This is a genomic window from Legionella fallonii LLAP-10, assembly GCF_000953135.1.
Classification (GTDB): Bacteria; Pseudomonadota; Gammaproteobacteria; order Legionellales; family Legionellaceae; genus Legionella; species Legionella fallonii.
Window position 1 is genome coordinate 3,856,305 of the sequence record NZ_LN614827.1, and the last position, 25,316, is coordinate 3,881,620.

Here is a 25,316-nt window from a genome sequence, read left to right on the forward strand (position 1 = left end):
TAGAATAGCAAGCCCATCGTTATATGCAGTTTCTCTCAATATATTAAAATCCAACTCTCACTTGTATTTATTGTTTTTTACTACTATTACCACCATCAACCGGAACTGGAACAGAATTCACAGGAGCACTGGTTTGTTGAGGAATTGCTTGTTGTTCTGCTTTTTGATACTGGGTTGAAACCAAGTAAGACAGCATTAAACTAGTGACAAAAAATGTCATCGCCAAACCACCGGTCAATTTAAATAAGAAACCTCCAGTTCCCTGACTACCAAATAAGGTATTTGAAGCGCCAGAACCAAAGGCGGCACCAATATCAGCACCTTTCCCATGTTGTATAAGCACCAAGCCAATTAAGGCTACAGCAACTACCACATGAATAATTAATATCAATTGATACATTTCACAATTTCCACAAACTGTTTCGCGTTCAATGATGCACCACCAACCAAGCCACCATCAATATCTGGCATGGCAAATAATGCCTTAGCATTATTTTCGTTAACACTACCACCATAAAGCAGTGTTAACTTTTCGGCATCATTATGATTTATTTCCGCCACTAACTTTCTAATAAACTGGTGTACTTCTTGTGCCTGCTCTGGAGAGGCAGTTTTACCAGTACCTATTGCCCAAACAGGCTCATAAGCAATAACACATCCATGAAAGCAATTTTTATTTTTTTCACTTATTGCCAATATCTGTTTGGCAATAATTTGCTCTGTTTGTCCTTTCTCACGCTCAACAAGCGTTTCACCAACGCAAAGAACAGGTATCATACCATGTTCTTTCACATGGTGGAATTTTTGTGCGACAAATTTTTCATCTTCATAAAAATATTGTCTACGCTCAGAGTGTCCAACTAAAACGTAAGAGCAATTAAATTCCTTTACCATGGATGCAGATACTTCACCCGTATATGCACCACTATCCTTTGGATATATATTTTGTGCTCCAAGCATTATATTACTATTCCCTAGCAACTCATTGACTAAAGGAATATAAATTATTGGAGGCATTATTATAACTTGAGTAGTGCTTTCTGCATCAATCAATTCTTTTAATTGATTGGTCAGTTGAATCACCTGCTGAAATTGGCCATTCATTTTCCAATTACCGGCAACGATTTTCTGTCTCATCATCCCTCCTGATTTCTGTAGCGCACTATACCCAAAGTTACTCCGGATGTGTAGCATTATTCGCTATTTTTATGAGAATAAATCCTGCAATTTATTATTTTATATTCCTACTTGCTTAGTATGGTGTTTTAGTTAGAATCTTAAGTACGGATTGTACAAGGAGTATATACCGATGAAAGAAATCATCCAGAAAATAATGTCTGACCTTTCCGTTTTAACCCCACCATTTAATCCAGTTAAGTTAAGAGCTATATTTGAACAACACCCCGCACTGGATATTCCTCAAACCCCTTCATACTTGCAAATGCACGTGAATCGATTAGTCTCATTAAGAACATTAATTGATCAAAGCTTTGATATAGGTAGTCGAAAGCACAATTTAACCTTGCAACAGGCTCATTTAATTGAATTAAAGAAGCAAGATGAGTTCTTTCAACAAAAAATTAATGACCATCAAAAGCAAATTCAATCTACTGTCGAATCATTGGATTCTTCTTTTGTGAAATTAAGGCCTCTACTCAATGAACAACCAGAAATGCAAAGTGTGATAATCTTGGAGGATAGTGCTCCTGTAGATAGTAAAACTCAAAAGTTAGCAGTATTAGAATTCCGTGCGTACCTAAACAAGATATCTGCCGCTATCGATCTAAACGTTGCAAAAATAGAATTGTTGCAACTAAAAAATAAAATAGCCGAGCTAGTCATTGATTTTAATGCACTTGGAGTCTCGTGTACTACTATTAGTGTGATGCAAGAGTTCCAATCTATAGTTGCTACAACAATGTCTGCTGTAAGTCAGCTAAAAGAAATTAAAAATAAATTCGCTGACTTAATTCCACAAGTTGAGAAACAAATAGCGACAATTGATATTCAAAATAAAAGAAAGGAAATTGAACGACAAGCAAGTACAGTCAATAATGAACTTGAAAAAGTCCAGTTGGACATTAGTATTAATACTCTTGCGATCCAAACAAAAGAAAGTTTATCCGAGCAATTTAATAAAGCGCCTGATAAATCAAATTTAATCAAGCAATATCAAGATCAAATTCCAACGGCCCTATCCTATCTTGACCCTTATAAATGGGCTAGCTGGTTTGAAGATCATAAAAAATATGAGACCGCTATACAAGAACAAGAAAACTCATTTAAGTATTTAAGCCTATTACACAAAATGGGGATTCTTTCTTCACACAAAGCCATCTTGCAGGAGCAAGTAAGCGCCTTAGAACGCTTAGCCCCTCGTGCTCAAAATAATATTCCAGCCACTACTGGATTAGACAATTTATTGCTACAAATAAATGAGTTATTCGAAAAATATCCGATTTTAGTAGTTCCTAGTATCTCTGCAACTAATAACTCAATCACAGATCGTTATCTTGCTGTACTTTACAACGTGCCTGCTATTGAACTGAAATTAGAGCAAATGAGCTTAATTTTACAAAAAGCAAATGAATTAAGTTCAACTGCACATCAATTGAGCGAGTTGCGGACTAAATATAAGCTTTCACAAGAGCAAGATGCTCTATTGGTTAGACAATGTGAATTAGAAGAGCAAATAAATTCACTCCCCTCGAAGAAGGAATTAGAAGAGCAACTTAATTCATGTAACTCCTTCCTTGAGTTAGATTCTCAATTAGAATTATTGCTCCAACAACAACGCAAGCTTCAAGAACAGAAAAATAATATTGGCATCCAAATTGATAAGGCAAATATAGAGGCCCCTGAATCATCTCTTCTCCAGTCTCTTACGGAGGAGTTCTCTAATTTACAAAATGAAATAGCCCATAATATAGAACAAATCCAAGCATTGCCGTTACCCGACAGTGCTCAGGATGGTCTACAACCAGCCTCTACAGAGAAAGAGTTAAGCGACCTACCAGTTGAAGCCGATAAACAAAAAGATACTCCAACAATAGTATCCCATGAAGCCATACAGACTCTAATACACACAGAATCGCCGTGGGATAAACAGCCGCTTTCAGGAGAGTCATCTATTCCATTACCACAACAACATTCTGAGAAGATACCTCCCTCTCTTAATGTGGAGGAAAAGACCAAACCTTCTGTATTCTCAGTTCCTCACACATTAACGTTAGAACAATCCATTATTGTACAACCTCCTCCAATTGAATCATCTAAGTTAGAAGAACCCAAGGAGATGAACCAATCGTTACAGGCTGATGAGATGCCTCCCTTGGTTGAGCTGCGGCTTACGTCAGAACAACCAAGTGCTCTATTACATAATCCTTCTGACGCCTCGTCCGCCTCCGAAGAGGAGGCTGTTCCCCCAAGTAATCTCCCCCCAACGGAACTGCCAAAAGTCACAGAGACATCGATTTTGCCTCTTGATCTAACAACAGAGCAACCAGTAAGTCTATTACAAGAAACATCTACTATAGGATCAACAGCGGCAGTACTGCCTAGCTCAATAACAGAGCCCTCCTCATCCTCGTCAGAAACAAACACCAGACCTATTGATACCTCGTTCCGTAAACAGTCAAATTTAGGTGAAGATGGTGTTCTTTTAATTGAGGTGTCTGAAGAACGAATACAGGAACAGGTCGGCGTGCTGACATCTCATACAATCACTGTTGAAGAAGAAATAAATAAGCAACCTACTCCATTAATACCCGTTGCAGACAAACAAGAAACACCCGCATCCACGCATTCACCGACACAAATAGTGCAACAAGAACAACGCACAGATACGGCTGTTGAAGTAAGCGCAAATTTACAAAAACAGGCCGACTCAATTCTAGAACCATCGGGTGACTCTTCAAGCGCAAAAGAAGAGTATCCTTTGTCCCCATTACAACTAGGAGTTAACTCTCAGTATATGGATGATACTCAATTGCAACAATTAGAAGAGTATCATCAACAAATTACTTGTTTATTATCAAACCATCCCAGCGAAGTTCAGGAGTGGTACTTGAATACAGGTAAAGCACTGGCAGCGTATTTGATTAAGCACCCTTCATCTTATAAGCCATCTCATGTCTTAAGAGATATTCTCTTTGATTTACAACATAGCCCCAATATAAATATTATTCAGGCTTATATACGCCTTTGCCCTCTCCCCGAAAAAGATCTGGATAAATTACTGTCTATCAAACCTAATGTGCCTCTAGTTGATGAAGCACTTGATGAAGAAAATGAAACGGAGCTGGTGCCTGAACAATTTAAATCACTTTATACCCAATACCTAAGGTTGAAGAAAGACTTTCCTTTTGAAGGAAAGCTATTGTTGCAAGCGATACAATCATTACGCATGGCCAAAGCACTCAAAGAGACTATTAGCCCCCCATTATCAATCGAACAAATGCCATCGCTTTCATTAGATCCGCGCTATGAACCATTAAAAAGGCATAGAGGTTTTTTAAAAATCTGGGAGGTCATAGAAGATTTGTATCGATGGATCGTAGGTAAGATTACAGGACAAGCCGAACATGAATACTCTAAGAAACCTTGTTTTTTCAAGACGAAAACGGCTCAATTGCTTGAAGAAGCAGATCTTCTCATGCAAAAAGATCCGCCTCCCATTTGTACTGCTTAAGCAGACTGCCTTGTTTCATTTAATTGCATATCAATGAGACGAATATCCTCACATAATTTTTGAGCCTGTTGTTTCACAGCAGACTCATTAATTCCTTCTACCATCACTCTTAATAAAGGCTCAGTTCCAGAAGGTCTAAGTAACACTCGACCTTCACCTCTCAGGCTATCTTCCAATGTTTTAACGGCATCGATTACCAGAGAATTAGATGCTAAGACAGAAGCTCGATCTGTTTTTAAATTTACTAAAGACTGTGGTAATAAAGTGATTCCTTGCGTTAATTGCTGCAAACTCTTGTCTTGTTTGACCATGATGGAGAGCACTTGTAATGCGGCAACAATACCGTCACCCGTAGTTGTTTTATCTAAACACACAATATGCCCAGATGTCTCGCCTCCAATTTTCCAATCCTTTTCACGCAACGCTTCTAAAACATATCGGTCCCCCACTCGTGTACGTAGAAAAGGGACGCCTAAAGAAGCAATAGCTAATTCCAGACCATAATTACTCATTAAAGTACCAACAACACCTCCATGCAATACTCCTCTTTGTTGGCGGTCCTTAGCAATGACATAAAGAATCTTGTCTCCATCAACAAGATTACCTTGTGCATCAACTAAAACGAGTCTGTCTCCATCACCATCTAGGCCAATACCAATATCTGCTTTTGTACTAATTACTTTATGTCTTAATAATTCAGGTGAGGTTGAGCCGCAGTCTTTATTAATATTAAAGCCATCGGGCTTGTTTCCTATAGAAATAACATCCGCCCCGAGCTCTGCAAAGACATTAGGAGCAATGTGGTACGTAGCGCCATTAGCGCAATCTACTACAATTTTTAAACCGGAGAGTCGAGTCATAGAAGGAATAGTCGATTTGCAAAACTCGACATAACGCCCCGCGGCATCATTGATACGTGTAGCTTTACCTAATTTACCTGAGGCTACCGTTTCTAACTGTTTTTCAAGTTCTGCTTCAATTGCCAGCTCAACACTATCAGGCAATTTACCGCCATCAGCAGAGAAAAATTTAATTCCATTATCTTCAAATAAATTATGAGATGCACTAATGACTATACCCGCATTAGCCCTGAGGGTTTGTGTTAAATACGCAATACCTGGAGTAGGCATAGGACCCAGTAATGCCACATCGACGCCTGCAGCAGATAATCCAGCCTCTAAAGCAGACTCAAGCATATACCCTGATACCCGAGTATCCTTACCTATTACTACTTTTTTCCTATGTCCATTCGCTAACACCTTTCCTACTGCCCAACCCAATTTTAAAACAAATTCAGGATTAATACTGGACAGTCCAACGTGCCCGCGAATACCATCAGTGCCGAAATATTTACGTTGACTCATCCTTCTTTACCTCTTTATTATCTCATCCGAGATGATTACTCTCGGGTTATTATTGTTCTTCAGTTATCCCAGGATCAGGGTCTCCTGAATATTCTTTAACCTGATTGACAAATTGCGTCAATCATATCTAAAGCTTGGCGTGTTTCATCAACATCGTGTGTGCGAAGAATTCCCACGCCTTTTAGAGCCGCATATACGGCTATACTAAGGCTTCCAATTAATCGATCGCTCACTTTTTTGTCTAATACCGCCCCTATAGTACTTTTACGTGATACACCTAAAAGAAGGGGTAATTGCAAGTCTCTTAATTGCTCAATATTATAAATTATTTGCAAATTATGCCCTACTAATTTCCCAAAACCAAAGCCGGGATCCAATATCAAGCGCTTTTTATCTATGCCGGCCTGTTCACAAGCATTAATACGTTCGGTAAAAAACTGTTTTAAATCCTCTATGACACCATTCGCGTATTGAGGGTTTTCTTGCATATTGTGAGGTTGTCCTTGCATGTGCATAAGACAAACAGGGACTCCTGCCTTTGCTGCCACAGACAAAGCACCTTCTTGTCGTAAGGCATAAATATCATTGATAATATTTGCCCCAGCATAAACAGCAGCCGCCATTGTTTCAGGTTTATACGTATCAATGGAAATACAAATATCAGAGTGCGCACGAATTTGTTCTATAACGGGTATTACCCTGCTCAACTCAAGATCCAAAGGCGCCGGTAGTACGCCTGGCTTAGTTGACTCACCGCCAATATCAATGATATCCGCACCTTGAGCAATTAGGTGAAAAGCATGTTCACATGCTCTATTCACAGACAAAAACTTCCCGCCATCAAAAAAGGAGTCTGAAGTGACATTCAGTACTCCCATAATTAACGGCTTTTCAAAAGTATTGTGTAGTTCAGACTGATTTTGACGTCCTAACCAGTCGACAAATTGATCGGAATTCACCTAACTCTCTCGTTAATAACCGGATATAAAATTAGTGCTCTTCGGCAGGATTTTCTATAGTCTCGTTACTAACGATTTTAGCCGGTGCATTATTGACAGCATCAGTCTTTTCCAAAGGTTTAGAAGAGCCCCAGTCCTCAGGAGGAGAAGGTTCTTTACCAGACATAATTTCCTGTATTTGTTTGGAATCAATAGTTTCATACTTAATTAAGCTTTCCGCCATTAAGTGTAATGTATCCATATTGGCTACCAAAATTTCTTTAGCTCTTTGATAGTTTCTATCAATGATAGCCCTAACTTCGTCATCAATTTGTTGTGCTGTCCTATCTGACATTTCCTTATGTTTATTCATCGAACGGCCGATGAATACCTCTTCCTCTTCTTCACCAAAGGTTAATGGCCCTAAAGCAGATAACCCCCAGGTAGTAACCATTTTGCGTGCGATCTCAGTAGAACGCATAATGTCATTAGATGCTCCAGTAGTAACGCTTTCGAGACCAAAAATAAGCTCCTCAGCAATTCGACCACCAAATAAACTGGATAATTGACTTTCTAAGCGACGTTTACTGTGACTGTATCTGTCTTGCTCAGGTAAAAACATGGTCACACCAAGTGCACGACCGCGAGGAATGATAGAAACTTTATATACAGGATCATGTTCAGGTACGCTTAATCCAACGATAGCATGGCCTGCTTCATGATACGCAGTTAATTTTTTCTCGTTTTCATCCATCACCATGGAACGTCTTTCTGCTCCCATCATAATTTTATCTTTAGCTTTATCCAGCTCCAACATACCAACCTTGCGCTTATTGGATCTAGCTGAAAATAAAGCGGCCTCATTAACCAAGTTCGATAAGTCAGCCCCAGAAAATCCAGGAGTACCACGAGCAATAGCCATAACATCTACATTATTATCAACAGGAACTTTTTGTAAATGCACTCTTAAAATTTGCTCACGGCCCCTAATATCAGGCAATGGCACCACAACTTGACGGTCGAAGCGACCTGGACGGAGTAATGCGGGATCTAAAACATCAGGACGGTTCGTTGCGGCAACAACAATTACACCTTCACTGCCTTCAAAACCGTCCATTTCTACTAATAATTGGTTAAGAGTTTGTTCTCGTTCGTCATGGCCACCGCCAAGCCCAGCGCCTCTATGTCTACCTACTGCGTCAATCTCATCTATAAAAATGATGCAAGGAGCATGTTTTTTAGCTTGCTCAAACATATCGCGAACACGTGATGCCCCAACGCCAACAAACATTTCAACAAAGTCAGAACCAGAGATAGTAAAGAAAGGAACTTTAGCTTCACCGGCAACAGCCCTAGCTAATAAAGTTTTACCGGTTCCTGGAGAACCAACTAACAATACGCCTCGCGGAATTCGTCCCCCTAAATTTTGGAATTTGGTAGGATCGCGTAGAAAGTCAACTAACTCCTTAACTTCATCTTTAGCTTCATCAACACCAGCAACATCGGCAAAAGTTACTTTAACTTGATCTTCACCCAACAAGCGTGCGCGTGAACGTCCAAAAGACATTGCCCCTCTGCCGCCGCCACCTTGCATTTGGCGCATAAAAAATACCCAAACACCAATTAACAGCAACATTGGGAACCAATTGATGAACAAATGTAAGAGGAAACTTTCTTGCTGTTTTTCTTGACCGCTGACATCCACTTTACCTTTCAGCAATTCACCTAGTAAAGCGTTATCTTGCATGGGCATATAAGTCACGAAACGTTTATTATTCTTCGTGATGCCTTTAATGATTTTGTTATCCTCGATCGTAACTGAGTTCACCATTCCTTGATCTACTTCTTTCAAAAATTGGCTGTAGGAAACTTTCTCAGCAACTGAGTTACGCGGGCCAAAATTACTGAAAACAGAGACGAGAACAATCGCTATAATCAGCCATAAAAATAAATTCTTAACCATATCGTTCAAAGTATTAACCTCGTTAGTTACTTACAGCTTGATGATGAATAACCTCAAATTACAGCTTTTGTAAATACAATCATCTAAAATACTGTATCTTTATCCATAAGATATATATATAAAATTACTATAAATTATAGCCCTTTGCCAGCAAATAGGTTTCTTTTGAGCGAGACCGCGATGCTAATGGTTTACGTATAACCACTTTGTCAAAGGATGCTCGCGCTTGTTTTACTAAGTCATCAAAACCGGAGCCATGAAAAATTTTTACTAACATGGTCCCCCCTGGTTTTAACATTTTTTCGGCAAAATCAAAAGCAAGCTCTACTAAATACATCGCCCGCGGTATATCTATTGCGGCAGTTCCACTCATATTTGGGGCCATATCTGATAATAACAAGTCCAAACCACGTTCGGGAATTAAATTTACTAACTCTTGTAATACGTCATCTTCTCGAAAATCACCGTGAATGAAGGTAACATCAGGTAGTGCGTCCATGGGTAAAATATCTAAGGCGACAATACGCCCTCGACCTTGTAATTTTTCAGAAACATACTGAGTCCATCCTCCAGGAGCAGCTCCTAGATCAACTACAGTCATTCCAGGCTTAAGGAGAGACTCCTTGTCATCTACTTCTTTTAATTTATAGATGGCTCGGCTTCTATAACCTTCCGCTTGTGCTTTTTTTACGTAAACATCGTTAAAATGCTCTTCTAACCAGCGTTTACTGCTTTTTGTACGCCTCATACCACTCAAATTCTATATTGCTTGCTACTATGATACTTAATTTTACTACCTTTTCCCAGCAAAACGTGCAATAATTTGCCATTTTATCAATCAGGAACATAAAAGTGGACACTTCGTTCAAACAATCACTTAAAGCTCGAGCCCATCATTTAAAGCCAGTCATACTTCTTGGTGCTAAAGGATTAACAGAAGCAGTTGTTGCAGAAACCAATATCGCGTTACTCTCCCATGAGTTAATCAAAGTTAAAATTAATGGTGCGGAAAGAGAAGATAGAATCGCAATGGCAAATGATTTATGCCAACAACTAGATGCGGAATTGGTTCAAATGATTGGCAATACAGTAATTCTTTATCGCAAAAATGAAGATAAAAATTAAAATATCCTGATAATGTGGGCGCAGTACCCTTTTATTAGAGCCTTTGTTGGGATTGGCCAGGCTCCCTGCCTAAAATCAAGCGCAAAGCAAGGATATTTGTCGGACCCAAAGCCCATAGTTGTCAAGCGAAAGAAGAAATATCCTTCGAAGCCTCTCTCCCCAGCCCTCGCCCGCGATTGATTATTGGGTTCTAATTAAAATATCTCACGCGGGCGAGGGGGCTTTTCGAGCCATCTTAGGCTAAAGGATTACCCAATTTTTGTAGATACATAAGACCCAGTTGATAGGAAGCATAATCGGTTATATGCCCTTCATCACGATAAATGGGAATCCCATTAAGCGCCGCTTTGCATTGATTATTTTCACATTGTACTTTTTTAGGGTCAATGATCACTAATTGCGGATACTTAATTTGCATCCGTTCAAATAAATCATCAAACCACTGTTCACCAGCAAGTATGGTCAATGGAAAATTACATTCATTAGGGCTATAAGCTCGTCTGAATTTAATATGCTTAAAAAAGCAATCATGGACATTTTCTGTGGTTATCGCGGTGGAGTTAATTAAAACAGGTTTCGCTCCGGAATCCGTGATTATTCTTAATGCATCATCTAAAGCGACTTCCAATCGTTTTTTAGTCAACGCCAAAGAGCGCTCATCACCTAAGTGATTAATAACCTTGTCAGAAAAATAGTTAGCCCATATTTGCCCTATGATTACGTAGTCGTAATGATTTTCTCGTATCAATCGATAATACTTATCGGTTTGCTCTCGGCATTCCTGATAGATTTGCTTTTTAAAATGCCACCAGTCATAAAGATAAATTCCAGGCAGCGTAATACACGACGAAGTTCCTTGAGCAAAAACAGCTAAATGAGCCGCTTTCCCTAAAGTGTCGATAAATCCCCAATAATGATTAGAAAATGAATCGCCTATCAGTAACCCTTTTTTACTATCAGCATTCTGAGCGCCTATGTGACATTGGGAGTTTATATCTATTTTATTGTTACTAATACATAAAGGTCTTTGTGCACTAGCATATTGCTCCAATTGTTGATAAACCCCCACTAACTCCTGATTAAAGCGCTGTGGGAAACCTGCTTTCACTTTAATAATATGATCAATGACATGAATCATTGCTATAGGGACTAGTAATAAACCAACAACTGTATAGCTAAATTTCAGACGATTCAAAGCCCTAGATGGTTTTTCAATATATTTCCATGATAAGAAAGCCAGGCAGAAAGTAAGTCCATAAGCCATTAACAAAACGGGCAGGGTCTCGATGATGCTTTGATATCTGATGATAGAAAAGACCAACCAATGCCAAATATAAAGTGAATAAGATAGTACCCCGATAAAAACCAATGGTTGTAAGGATAATAATTTCACTATCAATTCATTTGGATAAAAGCGACCAATAGCGATTAAAAATGCAGTAGCGCCGCAAACGAGAACGGCATATCCATTAGGATAAGCGATAAGAATATCATCTAGGCTTGCACTATAAAAAATAAGCACAATGGCCAATCCACCAAAAAAATTTAATAAATATTTGTTTATTGTCATCGGGCGAGAAGGAACTAAAGCAACACAGGCTCCGATTAAAAATTCAAAAATTCGGCTGGAAAATTGATAATAGGTTTGGACAGGCAATGTTTTTGAATAGTACCATGAGCATAATAAGCAGATAAAAGTCAGCACATAGACCACTAGGGCTACATTTCGTACGCTAAAGATACGATGCAAACCATACATCACTAGCGGTAAAATTAGATAGCATTGCCATTCAATAGATAGAGACCAGGTATGTAATAATGGAAGTTGGTGAGTGTCCGGCGAAAAATACCCTGTTGTTGTTTGATTAAAAAAAAGATTGGATATAAATAAAGAAGTTTTGCGTGCACTCCGACTAAATTGAATCAAATCATCCGGTAAAAACAATAATAAGGTAAGCAATAGAGTCGAAAAGATAAAGCAAACTAAGACTGGCTGTAATCGCCATAATCTTCGGTTGTAAAAATCAATAAAAGAAAAAGAATGATTAGACAGCGAACGATGAATAATACTAGTAATTAAGAACCCTGAAATAACAAAAAATACGTCCACCCCAACAAATCCAGAAGGAAATAAGGAAAGTCCGCCGTGATAAATAAGGACCAGTAAAATTGCAATCGCTCTTAATCCATCAATGTCTGGTCTGTATTTCATTTATAATGATTATCGCTTAAAAAAAGCTCATCTTATCATTTTACCCTTCTCCCATGAACTGTTATTTCGTCCTTAGTATAAGTCAACGTATTTATCAATAGACTTCTTCAAGAACTCATTGCAAAGCAGGATTTGTTTTTTTATATAATACTGTTGCAAATGAGAATGATTATCATTTATATTTAAGTAATACTTTATTTCATCTTTGGAGACAAAATGGCTTTGGCATATGGGAGTTTTGACGAACTTAGCCACCAATTACGCTTTTTATTATTTGAGATTGGTATTGGCCTACCACAAAGTAGCATTGATTACTTTATCACCTTGGCGCACCAAAATACGTTAAAACGTTTGGAGCGTTCTGTCCTTGCGGAGCATTTAACTCGTTCACCTATTATCAGTCATCATGTCCATGATTTTATAGATCAATTACAAACGAAATTAAAACAATCAGAACCAGCGAGTCTATTTTATCAATGGAATAATCTTAGAGATGAATTAGATGAATCTATTGCAAATGAAGCATTGACTCTAGCCTATAGATTACGTTGGAACTCACAAATTCGTAATGAAGCTCGCTCCTACGATAGCCTTTGGTCATGGATAAAAGACAAATATACCGCAAATGAAGCGTTATTATTTCTAGAACAGTGGGGCAGCCAAGGCCATCCATCTCATCCCTGTTTTCGCGCCAAAATAGGATTTACTCGACGGGAAGTCTTGCAAAACTCAGCGGAATTTCAAGCCCAAATTCGCCTTCATTGGTGTGCTTTACGCAAAAATAGAATCGCTATCGCTTCGCATCATCTCGATTTCAAAACATCCATGGCATTAAGCTTTCCCGATGAATTTAGGCTATGGCAAGAGCAATTAACAATAAATCATCTGCCTCCCGAGGAGTATATCCCCATTCCAATACATCCGTGGCAATGGCGCAATAAACTACAGTCTCTTTATAACCAGTTAATAGATGATAAATCACTCTTCCTATTACCACATCATCAATCCGTAATGCCTTCTATGTCTGAGGAAGTAATGATGTCAATAAATCCATCAAATACTTATATTAAATTATCTCTTGATATCCATACCCCATATACGTCCAAAGACCTAAATCAAGAGCCATCGTACCAAGATGATGTGGCACTATCACAATGGGTCAATTCTTTATTAGAGCAAGCAAACCACTATCACCATACCTTATTTCTAGTCTCAGAAATAACGTCTCTAAAAATTCATAATCCACCTTCCCTCTCACATTATCAGCAACAAGTATCAGTAAATCTTATGCAAAATCCGACCAATCTGATTGCATCAGGCCAGAGAGTCGTACCTTTAGCTGGTTTATTAACGCTCTCGCCTATATCCAATAGACCTCTGCTTATTGAAATAATTCAAGCGAGTGAATTAGATCCAATAGTTTATTTCAAACTTTATTGCCGTAAAGTCTTATTAGGACAATTGCATCTATTGCTGAAATATGGCATTGCCTTTGCAACACAGCATCAAAATACTTTCATAATTTTTACTGATGATATGCCTCAGGGTTTAATGATACGTGACCATGAAATAATTAATGTGTCCTATGAAGAGTGTTTTGAAAATAAAGAAAAATTAACTTTATCTCCAGCCCCAATATCTAAAAATAGCACTATATCCGAGTTAAATAATTGCTTTATCCAGGGAACGCTGCAAAATAATATTGGTTACTGGATAAAAATTTTAGCGCAAGAACATCAATTGGATGGCCAACAACTATGGAGTATAGTGCGCCAAGTGATGCACGCTATACTCGATGAGTTAAGCAAAGAACTGTCCTCTCCCCTTTTGAGCCAACAGAAACACCTGTTGCTATCTGGTGTTTGGCAACATCAATGCTTATTAACCATGAAGTTAAAAGGAAATACAAATAAAGGTATTTATATAGAACAACCGAACTCGCTGCACATACCATAATAAAAACCACTTTTATAATGGTGAATAAAATTTCGCTCGTTACCTCTTTACAGCTAAGAGTGACTTCACAACACTCGTGGAGGCACACCTCTTACATAAATGCGGGGCTGTCCCATCAGAGCAGCATGGTGGTGCAGAGATGATTAGGAGGCCGATGGTTGCACAAGGATTTTAGTCCTTTTTTCGGAAATATACTAAGTTTTCTAGATGGTAATTTCTGATAGAACGCTCAATCACGTGACAGCAGCAACGGTATTGTATAAACTAGCTCATACTACTGCCATTAAAAACATCAAAATTTATAGATGTTACTTCTGGCTCAATATATTTATAATTCTTCAATAAACCAAAGTTTATTGAGAGTAATTTAAAATTATCGCTTGGCACATGATACTAAAACACATACCCAACATATTAACCTTGTTCCGATTGGTACTAATTGTTCCATTTGTGATGTATTTATATCATCATGAATACGTTGATGCATTTTATACGTTTATCATCGCTGGGTTTACTGATGGACTAGATGGCTGGTTAGCAAGATATTTAAATTGTCAAAGTACCTTTGGTTCTTTTGTTGATCCCATGGCAGATAAATTACTGGTTGCGTCTAGTTTTATTTCATTAGCTCTGCTTGGTTCTTTACCTTGGTGGCTAGTGATTATCGTCTTTTTAAGAGACTTAAGTATTTCTATAGGAGTGCTCGTTTGGTATTGGTGTATTCAACGCAAATTGGATTTTATACCCTCGTTATTAAGCAAATTTAATACAACGCTCCAATTGGCCTTGGTTACTTTATGCCTGTTCGAATTGGCTTTTTTCAAACTTTCCTCTTCTTTCATGGATGTATTAATCTATATAACGGCATTTACCACAGCAATAACTTATGTTGATTACTTTTGGACTTGGGGCAGAAGAGCATGGCCTCAAAAAGATTTATCCCAATGAATACTCAATTAGCTTTAGCAATAAAATTAAATGATGAAGCAACCCTTACTGATTTTAACTGGGAAAATAACGCCCTATTACAACAGCAATTGCAAAACATGCTCTCTTTTCAAGGAGAGAGACTTCTCTACCTTTGGGGAACAAAAGGCTGTGGAAAATCACACTTGTTACAAGCCTGCTGCCAAGCAGTTAACTCAAATCACTCAGCTATTTATCTTCCTTTAATGCTTCTCAAGGAATGGGGTCCTCAAGCGATAGAAGGCATAGAAGAACAAACATTAATTTGTATCGATGATATAGATGCTATAGCCAATGATCCATCCTGGGAAGAAGCATTGTTTCACTTATATAACCGAGTCAAAGATGAGGAAAAAGGACTGCTTATTATATCTGGTAATCATCCGCCCGCCATAAGCCCTATTCGTCTTGCTGATTTGCGCTCAAGACTTTCTTGGGGATTAACAATCCAACTTAATGAATTAAGCGATGAAGAAAAAATAAATACCTTAAAACAGCACGCTTTGAAGCGAGGATTTGAATTACCTGAAAGTGTCGCTCAATTTTTACTAAACCGCTGTTCTCGTAATATGCATGATTTACATCAATTATTGAATCTATTAGATGATGCTTCGCTTGCCGCTCACCGTAAAATTACTATCCCTTTTGTTAAAAACATATTAAATATTTAGGACGCGCTGGCAATTAGCCTTACCGTAAATGCTCATAGAATGACGATACCTAGACTCGTATAGTGCGTGGTTGCTTGCGGTTAAAGCAAACCGCTACGCCAGTCCTTTCAACCGAGCTACAATTATATTGCACAGGATTTATGCTTTAAGCGAACACCATCATCTACACGAAGCAGTAAAAGTATCTTTAGAATCCAAGTCATCTTTAGCCTCCTTCGGCACCACTCCTTTGGGGTGAGCATGAAAGGAAAAAATATTATCACCGATTTTTGTTGTGCTAATAGGAGGAGGCTGAACCGTAGGATCGCTAGGCGGCACTTCTTCTTTCTCGTGAACACGTATTAATTCATTTTGTAGAGTATCTAAATGACCCGTTAAACGTGCGGTACTGATTATTTTTTGTTTTAACAACTCCAGCTTATGGCTTTCGCTATCGAGGCGCTTTGTATTGCATACTTGCTCTATTTTATCTTCATCTAGCCCAAACCATCCGCTAACCAATTTATTCAATCCATCTTGCTCGAGATGCCAGTAAAGAGCAAAAGCCGCGATTCCGACAAGTGTACTAAACAAAATGACAGGCCAGAAAGTTGGTAAAACTGCAGGAATATAAAATGCTGCGACAAACATAGCCACTGATTGTCCGGCAAAAAAACCACTACCAAAAAAAAGTAGTCCAGCTAAACTAGTAACTATAAATTTTCCCCGCTGTATTTTACTGCTATTAAGTGCATTATTAAATTGGTTACTTGCTTCTGCTACAGACTGAAAACGAATTTGAAGCATAACTAGTGTTTGCTGTAATTGTATTAGCTCTTCTAACGGTAATGTTGCTAATTGATAGCCCTCTATTTTTTTCCTTAAGTTCTTAATCCCATTCATTTGCTGCAAATAAATATCAAGTAACTTAGGCGCTTCTCTTAAGGGCACCCCCAGATTTTTTGAAACCTGAATTAAATCATAACTATAGAAAACAACTATGGATAAAATAGAAAAAGCCAGTCCAGCGATAAGAATTAGTACAGATGGTAATGACAAAACACCCAGCATCGTAGTAATACTGTCAAAACCTTCACAACCAGCAAATAGAGTACCAGCAAGAGCAAGGAGAATAAGTTTCAGTGTTGCATACTCAGAGGATGGCTCCTCTGTAACCTCCTTCGATGGGTTCTCTCCTGCCAGAGAATTAAGCAAATCATTCAATAATTCAACTCTTAATAAGGCAAGCACAAATTCAATTTCTTGCCGAGAACGCAAAGAAACATAGGAAGGGATGGTGACGTCGTCACGTAACCAAGCAATTAATTGCATAGAATCTAAAGAAGAAGCAAATTGCTTTAACTCAGTTACGTGAAATGGACATAAATTTATGTATTGTTCAATCAACTCTTGAGAGCGTTTCCCCAATACAATCTTCACGCTCATACTCATTTTTATCTCCGATTATCTTCATATTAGAACTTTTGTAGCACTAGCAAATTCTACTGTGTTGTAATGTGTCCATAACCTTAAAGCACAGAATTTTTCTTCCACGTAAATTTAATACCGGAGAAACATAGATAACACAGCCATAATAGAAAAAATGCGTGGCACGCAAGAATTTTATTTATCCTTTGTGTTATTTTATCGATGGCAAATGGCAAATATAACACAAGTGATGCGCATTGTTTAACCACTTTTTTGTAAATTCTCTATTCTTCCCAAAATAATAAATGAATTTTAAAACACCACTTACTTATTTGCTTAAAAATACTATTTTTTGGCAGAGCAATAAAGAACACCAGTTATGGAATACTTTAGACCGCCATGTATAATAAACACTCGTTTATAGGATTAAGCAGTGGTATAGTTAAATATGACGACCGAAAAACAAGATACTTTTACACAAAAGAATAAAAAACCTCAGACGAAACCTGGCCCGAATCGTGATAGGTTTATTCCTACTCGTCCTGTTTCTCAAACAGAAAGGGAAATGCAAGAGGCCCTTTTTGCGGGAACCTTCGATATTCCTGCAACCAGAGAGGCAGACATTTTATTTCATACAATGTTTGGTTTTTCTCTTACAACATTACAACGATCCAGAGTCTTGAATTTTAAATTACCCGAACCAGAGTCATTGATGCTCAAGAGGCGTGAATTTTCTGCCCTGGATAATATTCGTATTTTAGATGCGCCTAATTTAGTGAGTGATGCTTATTATAATCCATTGTGCTGGAGTGAATTGGTATATCTAGGGCTAGGTAATACGACTTACTCCTATGACCTTCAAACGAAGAGCGTTAGAAAAGTCAACGAGGCGAGCGCCACTATTTCTGCCCTATCTTGCTCTAATAAGTTTATTACTCAGGCAACCACAGACTCAAGCTTGCATTTTATTGATGCTCAAACATATAGCCAAACATCAGTGAATAATTTAGCAATCTTTACCAAGATAATTCCCGATGCATCTTCTAGTGGAACGTATTTGCTTGGGTATAGGGCTGAAAACGCCCCCCATCGCCAATATACTGTAAGTCATTACGATGTGCGCTCCGGGCGAATGACTTTTCATATCACCTCATTTGGTGAAAGGTTCGCTGGGTTAGCATTCGATAAAAGAAATACACTCGCCTTAGGGATAGGCGACTCCGTTGGCCTTTGGGATGTGCGCAAATTGCACGAACCAAGACTATCATTCACAGGACATACAACCGTTTCTAAAGCAATTGCTTTTTCGCCCGAAGACCCTAAAAAAATTGTTACTGGAGGTGAGGTAGAAGATAAAACATTACAGTTATGGGATGTTACGTCTGGAACAGTCCTTGCTCAAGCAACTACAGAGGGGCCGGTATGCGATATTCATTGGATTACTCAACACGGTTTTTTTGCAACCCAAGGAGTTGGCAATCCCTCTATTTCTTGTTGGTCTAAGGAGGGGCGCAGGTTAGTTAAAGAGCAAAGTACCGCGGTGCCTGAACAAGTGTTACATTCAGCGCAAAATCCTCAGGACCCATGTGCTATTGCAACAACATTAGCAGATGAATCACTCAAGTTTTGGTCAGTAAAAAAAGAAAAGAAAGAAGAGAAGGAAAGTAAATTAGAGGGAGTCTCCTCTTTACAATGGCCAGTAATTCGCTAGCCGATACCTTTATTAAACTTCTTTCCAAGCGCGCTGCAAAGGATGAATTGCGAGGAGATGAGGAGCCCGAAGTGTACACGCAGAAGTCGAGCACCAGTGCCTCTGCAGTAGCATTTGGAAAGAGATCTATCGATGAATTTTGCTCGAACCAGGAGTCAAAGAATTTGGTACTCGTTGACGTAATGACGTCAACTTGAACACGTATAGCCTGGTTGCCGAGAACAGACGACCATTATACTGGATGACAAATGGTTGGCATTACAAAATGCATAAGTAAACGTCACTAAGTAAGCACTTACAGATTGGGATTATAAGCTGTAGACGATTCAACCAAATCTAGTTTATTTTTTTCCTTCGCTGTATTGGTAGTAATATAACGATTCAAATGCGGAGCTAATAGCCACATACATAAAGCGATAATCAAGGTTATAATACCTATCCAGGCAAATACAGTGGTATAAATCATTAGTGACTCTATGCCAGGTTTAATATGCTTAGGAAGTGCAGTATAGGAAGCCACTGTGGCGCCAATAAATCCAGCAACAGCGGAGGTTAAAAACCATATCCCCATAACAAATCCTGCAATTTTTGCTGGCACTAGCTCCGCCACCATTGCTACTCCAAGAGCAGAAACTAATAACTCACCTAGACTTTGAAACAAATAGCTAATAATGAGCCACCAAGAAGAAACCGCTCCATTATCAGTATAAAAAAAACGCGAAAAATAAAGGATTAAAAAGCTCAAAGCACACATGGTCATGCCCAAAGCGAACTTGTAAGGAATAGAAAATAAAATACCTTTTTCATTTATTTTATCATAGCCATAGGCCAGCACTGGACTCATTAGAACAATCCAGATAGGATTTAACGCTTGAAAACTCTGAGGATCGATAGTGATACCTAAGAAACCAGGGTTTACATTATTCACCGCAAACAAATTGATTGACGTCGGCATTTGTTGATATAAAGTGAAAAAAATAATTGCCTCGATCATAAGCACCATAGCAACTAGCATATTCATACGAGATGCTTTTTCTTCTTTGCTCATCCAATGAATATAAGCACCAATGACTATAAAAGTGATTCCCCATAATAAGTTCTTGGCGAGTATTACATTTTGTAATAAATGAGCGGAAATTAGGGTAAGAAGTAATACGCCAACAATTACCATGCCCCATTGCCGCACAGAAATTCGTTGCTTATCTGCTGCTGTATTAATATCAGCTATATACTGATATTGAAACCAATAATTAGCCAAGCCAATAATTAAACCCACAGCACTAATTAAATAGGTATAGGTGTAACCATAACGACTAGCGACGGTAGGTCCTGCAAATAAAGCAACCATACTACCCAAATTGATGGCCATGTAATAAAGAGTAAATCCACCATGTAACCTAGGATCATTTTCTTCATAACATTTGGATAATAAATTTGACGGATTCGCTTTAAATAGGCCATTCCCTACGCAAATTAGACCAAGAGCTAAAAAAACATTTTTTTTATCGACCAGAGCCAAAGAAAAATACCCTGCTGATAAAACAATCAGTCCTAGGACAATAGTACGTTTAGTGCCAAGTACCTTATCACCAAGATATCCTCCTATGACTACCAAGCCATAAACTAAAGCAGAGTAAGCACCAAAGGTATAATAAGAATCCATATCACTATACCCTAGATAGCGAATAAAATAGAGGGTCAAGACGCCTTGTACCGTGTAAAAACCAAAGCGCTCCCATAATTCCAACAAGAAAATCATACGAAATGCATCTGGTTGTTCACGGAAAATGCCCAGCATGGATTCTATTCCTATAGAGGGTAAATTTTTAAGTTAAAGCAATTTTTTCCTTTTTGCAATGAGCCTTAACGACACATTTAGTGATGCTGAGGCCCCTCAGTTTCTGTTATGGCCTCCCCTTCCCCCTCTTCCTCATCAGCGTTTTCTTTATTAACATGCTCTTGGGTTGGCTTAGGAGTAACACGCTCGTTACTAAGGGCGATCGTTACTTCATCCTTATGTGAAAGCTCATGCTTTGCTTTACGCGCTTCAATATCACTACCCATTAACCCAATCAAAACATCGGTGGTGGACTCATGGGGCATGTCCTTTTGAACATGTTGTTCGTTCGTCTCATCCAGCTTTTTCTGAGCCGTATCTAATTCAGCACCTTTCCGTGCTTCGTTGATCTCCGTCAACGTATTGTCGTTCACTGCCTCTTGCTCTAAAGAATCAACTTCGACTGATTTCTTAAATTTGCTTACCAGCCAATGGCCAAAAGACTGAACCAAAGGAGCAGTTAATCTACCCAAAAGATAAACACCACCGGCAATAGCTGTTCCTGCTAATATTCCCATTCCCACAGGCGGAAAAAATAAGGAGAGAGATAATCCCACTATGGTTAAACATCCCAACGCAATCCCAACGCCTTTATCAAGCACGTGAATCATGCCTACTTGTTCTATTTTCTGTTGTAAATGCAGCTCATCCGTTTTTAATTTTTCTACAATTTTCTTCTGTGCAATATAACGTTCTTGCAATAACACTATATCGGTATAGACCTCTATTATACTTTGCTCATCTGTCGCTTTTTTGAGGCGTTCATGTAACACGTGTACCTCTTCTTGAATTAAACGCATTTCCTCTTCTTCGCTGTCTAATTCTTTCTTTAATTTTTTGTATTCCTTACCTAATTGATAACGCTCATAGAGAGTTTTGCCTAATAAAAACGTACTCACAGATATACCGATACTTGCAGCTATAAAACCAATTATTGGTGCTGCAACAGGAACAGTTAGCGCCGTAATTGCCAATGCCATTAATATTCCGGAATAAGCCCATTTAATATTGTTATCCAGAGTGAATGGAACTTCTTGGCCCAAGACATAGGCTGAAAGATAAATAAAAGGAATACGCACAAAATCAAAAGCAGCTATAGCTACGGAACCAATATGAAACCCGGAACTAACCGATTGACTGGATGCAGTATGAGTTAAATCACTAACTCGTTCACCTATCTTAGAAATTGATTCGCCTGAATCGCCTACACGATCCAATAATCGTGACAACATAGGTACTTTTTCTGCTGCCGCCTTTAATAAAGATTCTCGAGTTAAAGCAACTAGCTTATAATCTACAGGATCTAACATTAACTCTAAGTCTTTTAGAACATTTTCTTTATCTAATTTCTTAGCAATTTCATCTTCGCTTAGACTCATTTCTCTGCTCCCAAAAAAGACTTACTTTAAATATACCAAGTAGACATTAAGAGAACATGACGTAACATGCTTATCTTTTGCTACCACACGAGATTGCATCAAGCCATTAATAATAATGGCAGAAAAAATTGGAAGCTGCACAAAGGAACTATAGCTCTTAAACTCTTGGTGAAAAGATTCTCTTTTTGTTCAAGATGAGCAAAATATGGATTTTATACGAACCGAGCCGTATAGTTACATCAATTCTTTCTTGCTAAGCAGGCCTATGTTCAACTATATTTTTAATATGAAAAACAAGAATAAGTCATCATGGTTAAAAAAGCTCTATATCTGGCTGGTGGAGGTGCGCGAGGGGCCTATCAAGCTGGTGTTTTAAAGGCAATTGGTCACATTTTACAAACTAAAACCTTTCCATTTGATATGGTGAGTGGGGTCAGTGTTGGTAGTATTAATGCAGCAATACTTGCAGAAAATGCTAATGACTTTCCTACGGCACTGGATAAATTGGAATCGATATGGGGAGAGATCCATTGCCAGCAAATTTATAAGGCCAGTAATTATGAATTAGGGAAGTCTGTAATGCGCAATTTGAGCACCCTAATTATTAAACAACGACAGTCAGGCCACTTACTAGATACTTCGCCATTGAAACAGTTTATTGATGAGACTATCGATTTTTCGCGTATAGAAGAAAATATTAATGCAGGACATCTAAGTACTCTGGAGGTGATTAGTCTTTGCTATGAAACCCACCAGACGATTTCTTTCTATAACCATAACCACCCTGAATTTCATGATTGGCATTATCCTCGTCATAGTAGCCAACGCGCCATCATCAGTGCAGAGCACATTTTGGCATCCAGTGCCTTGCCTCTCTTCTTCCCAACAATAGCTATAGATGGATTACATTATGGAGATGGCAGTATAGGGCTTGTTGCTCCCTTACGCGGTGCTATACGCTTTGAAGTAGATAAGATTCTAATTTTAGGAACAAGAGAACTTCCCGAATTTACTAATCCAGAAATTTTGCGCAATGAAGAAATTCCTTTTGCCAGTATTTTAGGTAATATGCTTAATGGATTGTTCTTAGATAACCTTGATAGAGACATTGAAATGGTTAATCGCATGAATGAGATAGCCACTTTATTATCTATGTGGAAAAAACGCCGCTCTCCTTGGCGTCCCATATCAACTCTATATTTACGTCCAAGCCAAGATATGGCTTCTTTAGCACAAAACAATTTTAAAACCATGTCTGCCTTACTGCGATATTTGTTGAATTTTCTAGGTGCAAAAAGCCATTCAGGGGACTTATTAAGTTTTTTATTATTTGAAAAAGAATTTACCCGCGAGCTCTTAGAACTTGGCTTCCATGACACTATTGCTAATGCTAAAGAAGTTGTTGCATTCTTTAGTTAAGTGACACCGTTATATGAACAGTGAATGGCGTCAACTTAAGGATGTGTAGCACGGATTAGACGAAGTCGTAATCCGGGATTGAGGCTACATTAAAAAGCTTAAGTTGACGCCGCTATGTGAACCGTTACACGACATTTTAATATTGCTGCAGTAATTGCAAAACAGACTCTGTTTTAGGCTTGACCCCGTTCCAAATAAAAAATGCTTCGGCAGCCTGTTCAACCAACATCCCTATGCCATCTATTGCCACACACCCTAGGTTTTTAGCGTAATCGACAAAAGGAGTAGCCTGTTTTTGTTGGTATGCTAAATCATAACAAACCGGTTTATAAGACATCACCTGCTCTGGTAAAAAGATAGTATTGCCTTCCAAACTTGCAGAAGTAGCATTAATAATTAAATCAAATAGTTCCGATAAAGTATCAAGACCCGCATATTTAATTTGCGGAAAATCATTTTGCAACGCTATTGCTTTGGCCACTGTTCTACTCGCCACAGTTAAAGTTTCAGGATTTGCAGCTAATAAGGGATGTATTATTCCTCTCGCAGCACCTCCTGTACCCAATATTAGAATACGCTTTCCAGGTAAATCGATATAACGCGTTAAATCACGAATTAATCCAATGCCATCCGTATTATCTGCGTACAACTTATTGTCACATATCCATAAGGTATTCGCTGCCCCAGCCAGTAGACATCGTTCCGTACGATGTTGAGCCATAGCAAATGCTCGTTGTTTAAAAGGCAAGGTGACATTCAATCCCTTGCCTTTATGAATGAAAAAATCAGATACTTGCTGTTCAAAGAGCCGCTCATCACCCTGTATTTTGTCATAGGAAAGTTCAATCTTCGCTTGATGAGCAAAAGACTGATGAATAATAGGAGATAAGCTATGTGTGATGGGATTACCGATAACAGCAAAACGTTTAGATGTCATGCATTCCTCTATTTTTTTGGTGTTCTATGTTGTGTAATGTCTATTACAGCACGAGCAATAAGTTTACCAATCAACGTGTATCTTAAGTTAACGCCTAATAATCAGGTCATTCCCCTCATCGAACATTTTAATCAGTTTCTACAGCAGAAGAAGCTACTGAGTACTTATCATGTCAAGCCCTTTATTCTCACCCATCCCCTTCATATCACTTTATATCTCGCGACGTATGAAGAAACACAAATTAGCGCAGTTATAAAGCAAACTCAAGATTTGGCTCAAAAACAAAAGAACATATCGATCGCCACAGAGCGTTTTCACGCCAGTACCAGTGGCTATGTCATGTTAGCATTAGAACAGAATGAGCGATTGCAGCAATTAAGTAACAAAACATTAAGCCAATTAGCTGAGCTACGTGATCAGCATGCCTCTACTCCTGATTGGGCCTCAAAAGATCGGAAAAGACAAGAACTATTTAAACAATGGGGTAGTCCCAGCGTCATGAGTTATTACCAACCTCATTTCTCCGTCTTTGATCCGGAGCATTTATCTCCTAAACAACGCGCAACGTTATACCAAAAACTGCAGTTATTAATAGGGCAATTTAGTAAAGTACATGACGTCAAAGTTAAGGCAACAGCATACGCTATTGGTGTTGGTATTGCCGATGCCCAAGGACAAATTATAAAAGAACTGGATTCATTTCCTTTAAGTTAACGTCATTTTCGGATAAGAAAGTTAGCC

General features: G+C 38.5%; 19 protein-coding genes. 8 read left to right on the forward strand and 11 right to left on the reverse strand.

Features of this window, described 5'->3' with window-relative positions; all coding sequences use genetic code 11:
• Positions 1-67: 67 nt before the first annotated feature.
• Both secG and tpiA read right to left on the reverse strand, forming a co-directional pair.
• The gene (gene secG / locus LFA_RS16080) at positions 68-400 is read right to left on the reverse strand and encodes a preprotein translocase subunit SecG (protein ID WP_045097065.1); all 333 of its coding nucleotides are present in this window, start codon (positions 398-400) and stop codon (positions 68-70) included.
• A complete protein-coding gene (gene tpiA, locus LFA_RS16085; protein ID WP_045097066.1) occupies positions 388-1,137 on the reverse strand; it encodes a triose-phosphate isomerase in 750 nt (249 codons plus the stop codon). The genes secG and tpiA overlap by 13 nt, the downstream gene beginning before the upstream one ends.
• 172 nt (positions 1,138-1,309) lie before the next feature.
• Between tpiA and LFA_RS16090 the strand changes: the two genes are divergently transcribed.
• Positions 1,310-4,690, forward strand: a complete 3,381-nt coding sequence (locus tag LFA_RS16090) for a hypothetical protein (protein ID WP_045097067.1) — start codon at positions 1,310-1,312, stop codon at positions 4,688-4,690.
• Here LFA_RS16090 and glmM read toward each other — a convergent pair.
• The 4 genes from glmM to rlmE form a co-directional block, all read right to left on the reverse strand.
• A complete protein-coding gene (gene glmM, locus LFA_RS16095; protein ID WP_045097068.1) occupies positions 4,687-6,054 on the reverse strand; it encodes a phosphoglucosamine mutase in 1,368 nt (455 codons plus the stop codon). The genes LFA_RS16090 and glmM overlap by 4 nt on opposite strands.
• A gap of 95 nt (positions 6,055-6,149) precedes the next feature.
• A complete protein-coding gene (gene folP, locus LFA_RS16100) occupies positions 6,150-7,013 on the reverse strand; it encodes a dihydropteroate synthase (RefSeq protein ID WP_045097069.1) in 864 nt (287 codons plus the stop codon).
• A gap of 31 nt (positions 7,014-7,044) precedes the next feature.
• Positions 7,045-8,955, reverse strand: coding sequence for an ATP-dependent zinc metalloprotease FtsH (ftsH, locus tag LFA_RS16105; protein ID WP_045097070.1), 1,911 nt, complete (start codon positions 8,953-8,955; stop codon positions 7,045-7,047).
• Between the two features lie 127 nt (positions 8,956-9,082).
• Positions 9,083-9,703, reverse strand: coding sequence for a 23S rRNA (uridine(2552)-2'-O)-methyltransferase RlmE (gene rlmE, locus LFA_RS16110; protein ID WP_045097071.1), 621 nt, complete (start codon positions 9,701-9,703; stop codon positions 9,083-9,085).
• A 104-nt stretch (positions 9,704-9,807) separates the two neighbouring features.
• On the opposite strand from rlmE, the gene yhbY reads away from it, so the two are divergent.
• Positions 9,808-10,080: a ribosome assembly RNA-binding protein YhbY gene (yhbY, locus tag LFA_RS16115; RefSeq protein WP_045097072.1), complete on the forward strand. Its 273-nt coding sequence runs from the start codon at positions 9,808-9,810 to the stop codon at positions 10,078-10,080.
• A 235-nt stretch (positions 10,081-10,315) separates the two neighbouring features.
• Here the strand turns inward: yhbY and LFA_RS16120 are convergent, their stop codons facing one another.
• Positions 10,316-12,292: an acyltransferase family protein gene (locus tag LFA_RS16120; protein WP_045097073.1), complete on the reverse strand. Its 1,977-nt coding sequence runs from the start codon at positions 12,290-12,292 to the stop codon at positions 10,316-10,318.
• A gap of 216 nt (positions 12,293-12,508) precedes the next feature.
• Between LFA_RS16120 and LFA_RS16125 the strand changes: the two genes are divergently transcribed.
• From LFA_RS16125 to hda, 3 genes are all read left to right on the forward strand, one after another.
• On the forward strand, positions 12,509-14,248 hold the full coding sequence (locus LFA_RS16125) for an IucA/IucC family protein (protein ID WP_045097074.1): 1,740 nt from the start codon (positions 12,509-12,511) through the stop codon (positions 14,246-14,248).
• Between the two features lie 387 nt (positions 14,249-14,635).
• The gene (locus LFA_RS16130; protein WP_045097075.1) at positions 14,636-15,196 is read left to right on the forward strand and encodes a CDP-alcohol phosphatidyltransferase family protein; all 561 of its coding nucleotides are present in this window, start codon (positions 14,636-14,638) and stop codon (positions 15,194-15,196) included.
• Entirely contained in the window at positions 15,193-15,885 is a 693-nt protein-coding gene (gene hda, locus LFA_RS16135; RefSeq protein ID WP_045097076.1) for a DnaA regulatory inactivator Hda, read from the forward strand. Before LFA_RS16130 ends, hda begins: the two co-directional genes overlap by 4 nt.
• A gap of 159 nt (positions 15,886-16,044) precedes the next feature.
• Here hda and LFA_RS16140 read toward each other — a convergent pair whose 3' ends face one another.
• Entirely contained in the window at positions 16,045-17,316 is a 1,272-nt protein-coding gene (locus LFA_RS16140) for a hypothetical protein (protein WP_052674016.1), read from the reverse strand.
• Positions 17,317-17,740: 424 nt separating this feature from the next.
• Between LFA_RS16140 and LFA_RS16145 the strand changes: the two genes are divergently transcribed.
• Complete coding sequence (locus tag LFA_RS16145) at positions 17,741-19,003, forward strand: WD40 repeat domain-containing protein (RefSeq protein WP_045097077.1); 1,263 nt, start codon at positions 17,741-17,743, stop codon at positions 19,001-19,003.
• 295 nt (positions 19,004-19,298) lie between these two features.
• Here LFA_RS16145 and LFA_RS16155 read toward each other — a convergent pair whose 3' ends face one another.
• Entirely contained in the window at positions 19,299-20,801 is a 1,503-nt protein-coding gene (locus LFA_RS16155; RefSeq protein ID WP_045097079.1) for an oligopeptide:H+ symporter, read from the reverse strand.
• A 77-nt stretch (positions 20,802-20,878) separates the two neighbouring features.
• Positions 20,879-22,219, reverse strand: a complete 1,341-nt coding sequence (locus LFA_RS16160; RefSeq protein ID WP_045097080.1) for a hypothetical protein — start codon at positions 22,217-22,219, stop codon at positions 20,879-20,881.
• Positions 22,220-22,525: 306 nt separating this feature from the next.
• Between LFA_RS16160 and LFA_RS16165 the strand changes: the two genes are divergently transcribed.
• Positions 22,526-23,638: a patatin-like phospholipase family protein gene (locus LFA_RS16165; RefSeq protein WP_157010398.1), complete on the forward strand. Its 1,113-nt coding sequence runs from the start codon at positions 22,526-22,528 to the stop codon at positions 23,636-23,638.
• A 136-nt stretch (positions 23,639-23,774) separates the two neighbouring features.
• Here the strand turns inward: LFA_RS16165 and aroE are convergent, their stop codons facing one another.
• Complete coding sequence (gene aroE, locus LFA_RS16170; RefSeq protein WP_045097082.1) at positions 23,775-24,575, reverse strand: shikimate dehydrogenase; 801 nt, start codon at positions 24,573-24,575, stop codon at positions 23,775-23,777.
• 36 nt (positions 24,576-24,611) lie between these two features.
• Here aroE and LFA_RS16175 point away from each other — a divergent pair, with 36 nt between their 5' ends.
• Positions 24,612-25,289, forward strand: a complete 678-nt coding sequence (locus LFA_RS16175; protein WP_045097083.1) for a 2'-5' RNA ligase family protein — start codon at positions 24,612-24,614, stop codon at positions 25,287-25,289.
• The last annotated feature ends 27 nt before the right edge of the window (positions 25,290-25,316 follow it).

Excerpts from the sequence above, each read along its gene's own strand:
- secG (WP_045097065.1), bottom strand. The coding sequence starts at position 400 with ATGTATCAATTGATATTAATTATTCATGTGGTAGTTGCTGTAGCCTTA.
- tpiA (WP_045097066.1), bottom strand. The coding sequence starts at position 1,137 with ATGAGACAGAAAATCGTTGCCGGTAATTGGAAAATGAATGGCCAATTT.
- LFA_RS16090 (WP_045097067.1), top strand. The coding sequence starts at position 1,310 with ATGAAAGAAATCATCCAGAAAATAATGTCTGACCTTTCCGTTTTAACC.
- glmM (WP_045097068.1), bottom strand. The coding sequence starts at position 6,054 with ATGAGTCAACGTAAATATTTCGGCACTGATGGTATTCGCGGGCACGTT.
- ftsH (WP_045097070.1), bottom strand. The coding sequence starts at position 8,955 with ATGGTTAAGAATTTATTTTTATGGCTGATTATAGCGATTGTTCTCGTC.
- rlmE (WP_045097071.1), bottom strand. The coding sequence starts at position 9,703 with ATGAGGCGTACAAAAAGCAGTAAACGCTGGTTAGAAGAGCATTTTAAC.
- LFA_RS16120 (WP_045097073.1), bottom strand. The coding sequence starts at position 12,292 with ATGAAATACAGACCAGACATTGATGGATTAAGAGCGATTGCAATTTTA.
- LFA_RS16125 (WP_045097074.1), top strand. The coding sequence starts at position 12,509 with ATGGCTTTGGCATATGGGAGTTTTGACGAACTTAGCCACCAATTACGC.
- LFA_RS16130 (WP_045097075.1), top strand. The coding sequence starts at position 14,636 with ATGATACTAAAACACATACCCAACATATTAACCTTGTTCCGATTGGTA.
- hda (WP_045097076.1), top strand. The coding sequence starts at position 15,193 with ATGAATACTCAATTAGCTTTAGCAATAAAATTAAATGATGAAGCAACC.
- LFA_RS16140 (WP_052674016.1), bottom strand. The coding sequence starts at position 17,316 with ATGAGTATGAGCGTGAAGATTGTATTGGGGAAACGCTCTCAAGAGTTG.
- LFA_RS16145 (WP_045097077.1), top strand. The coding sequence starts at position 17,741 with ATGACGACCGAAAAACAAGATACTTTTACACAAAAGAATAAAAAACCT.
- LFA_RS16155 (WP_045097079.1), bottom strand. The coding sequence starts at position 20,801 with ATGCTGGGCATTTTCCGTGAACAACCAGATGCATTTCGTATGATTTTC.
- LFA_RS16160 (WP_045097080.1), bottom strand. The coding sequence starts at position 22,219 with ATGAGTCTAAGCGAAGATGAAATTGCTAAGAAATTAGATAAAGAAAAT.
- aroE (WP_045097082.1), bottom strand. The coding sequence starts at position 24,575 with ATGACATCTAAACGTTTTGCTGTTATCGGTAATCCCATCACACATAGC.
- LFA_RS16175 (WP_045097083.1), top strand. The coding sequence starts at position 24,612 with ATGTCTATTACAGCACGAGCAATAAGTTTACCAATCAACGTGTATCTT.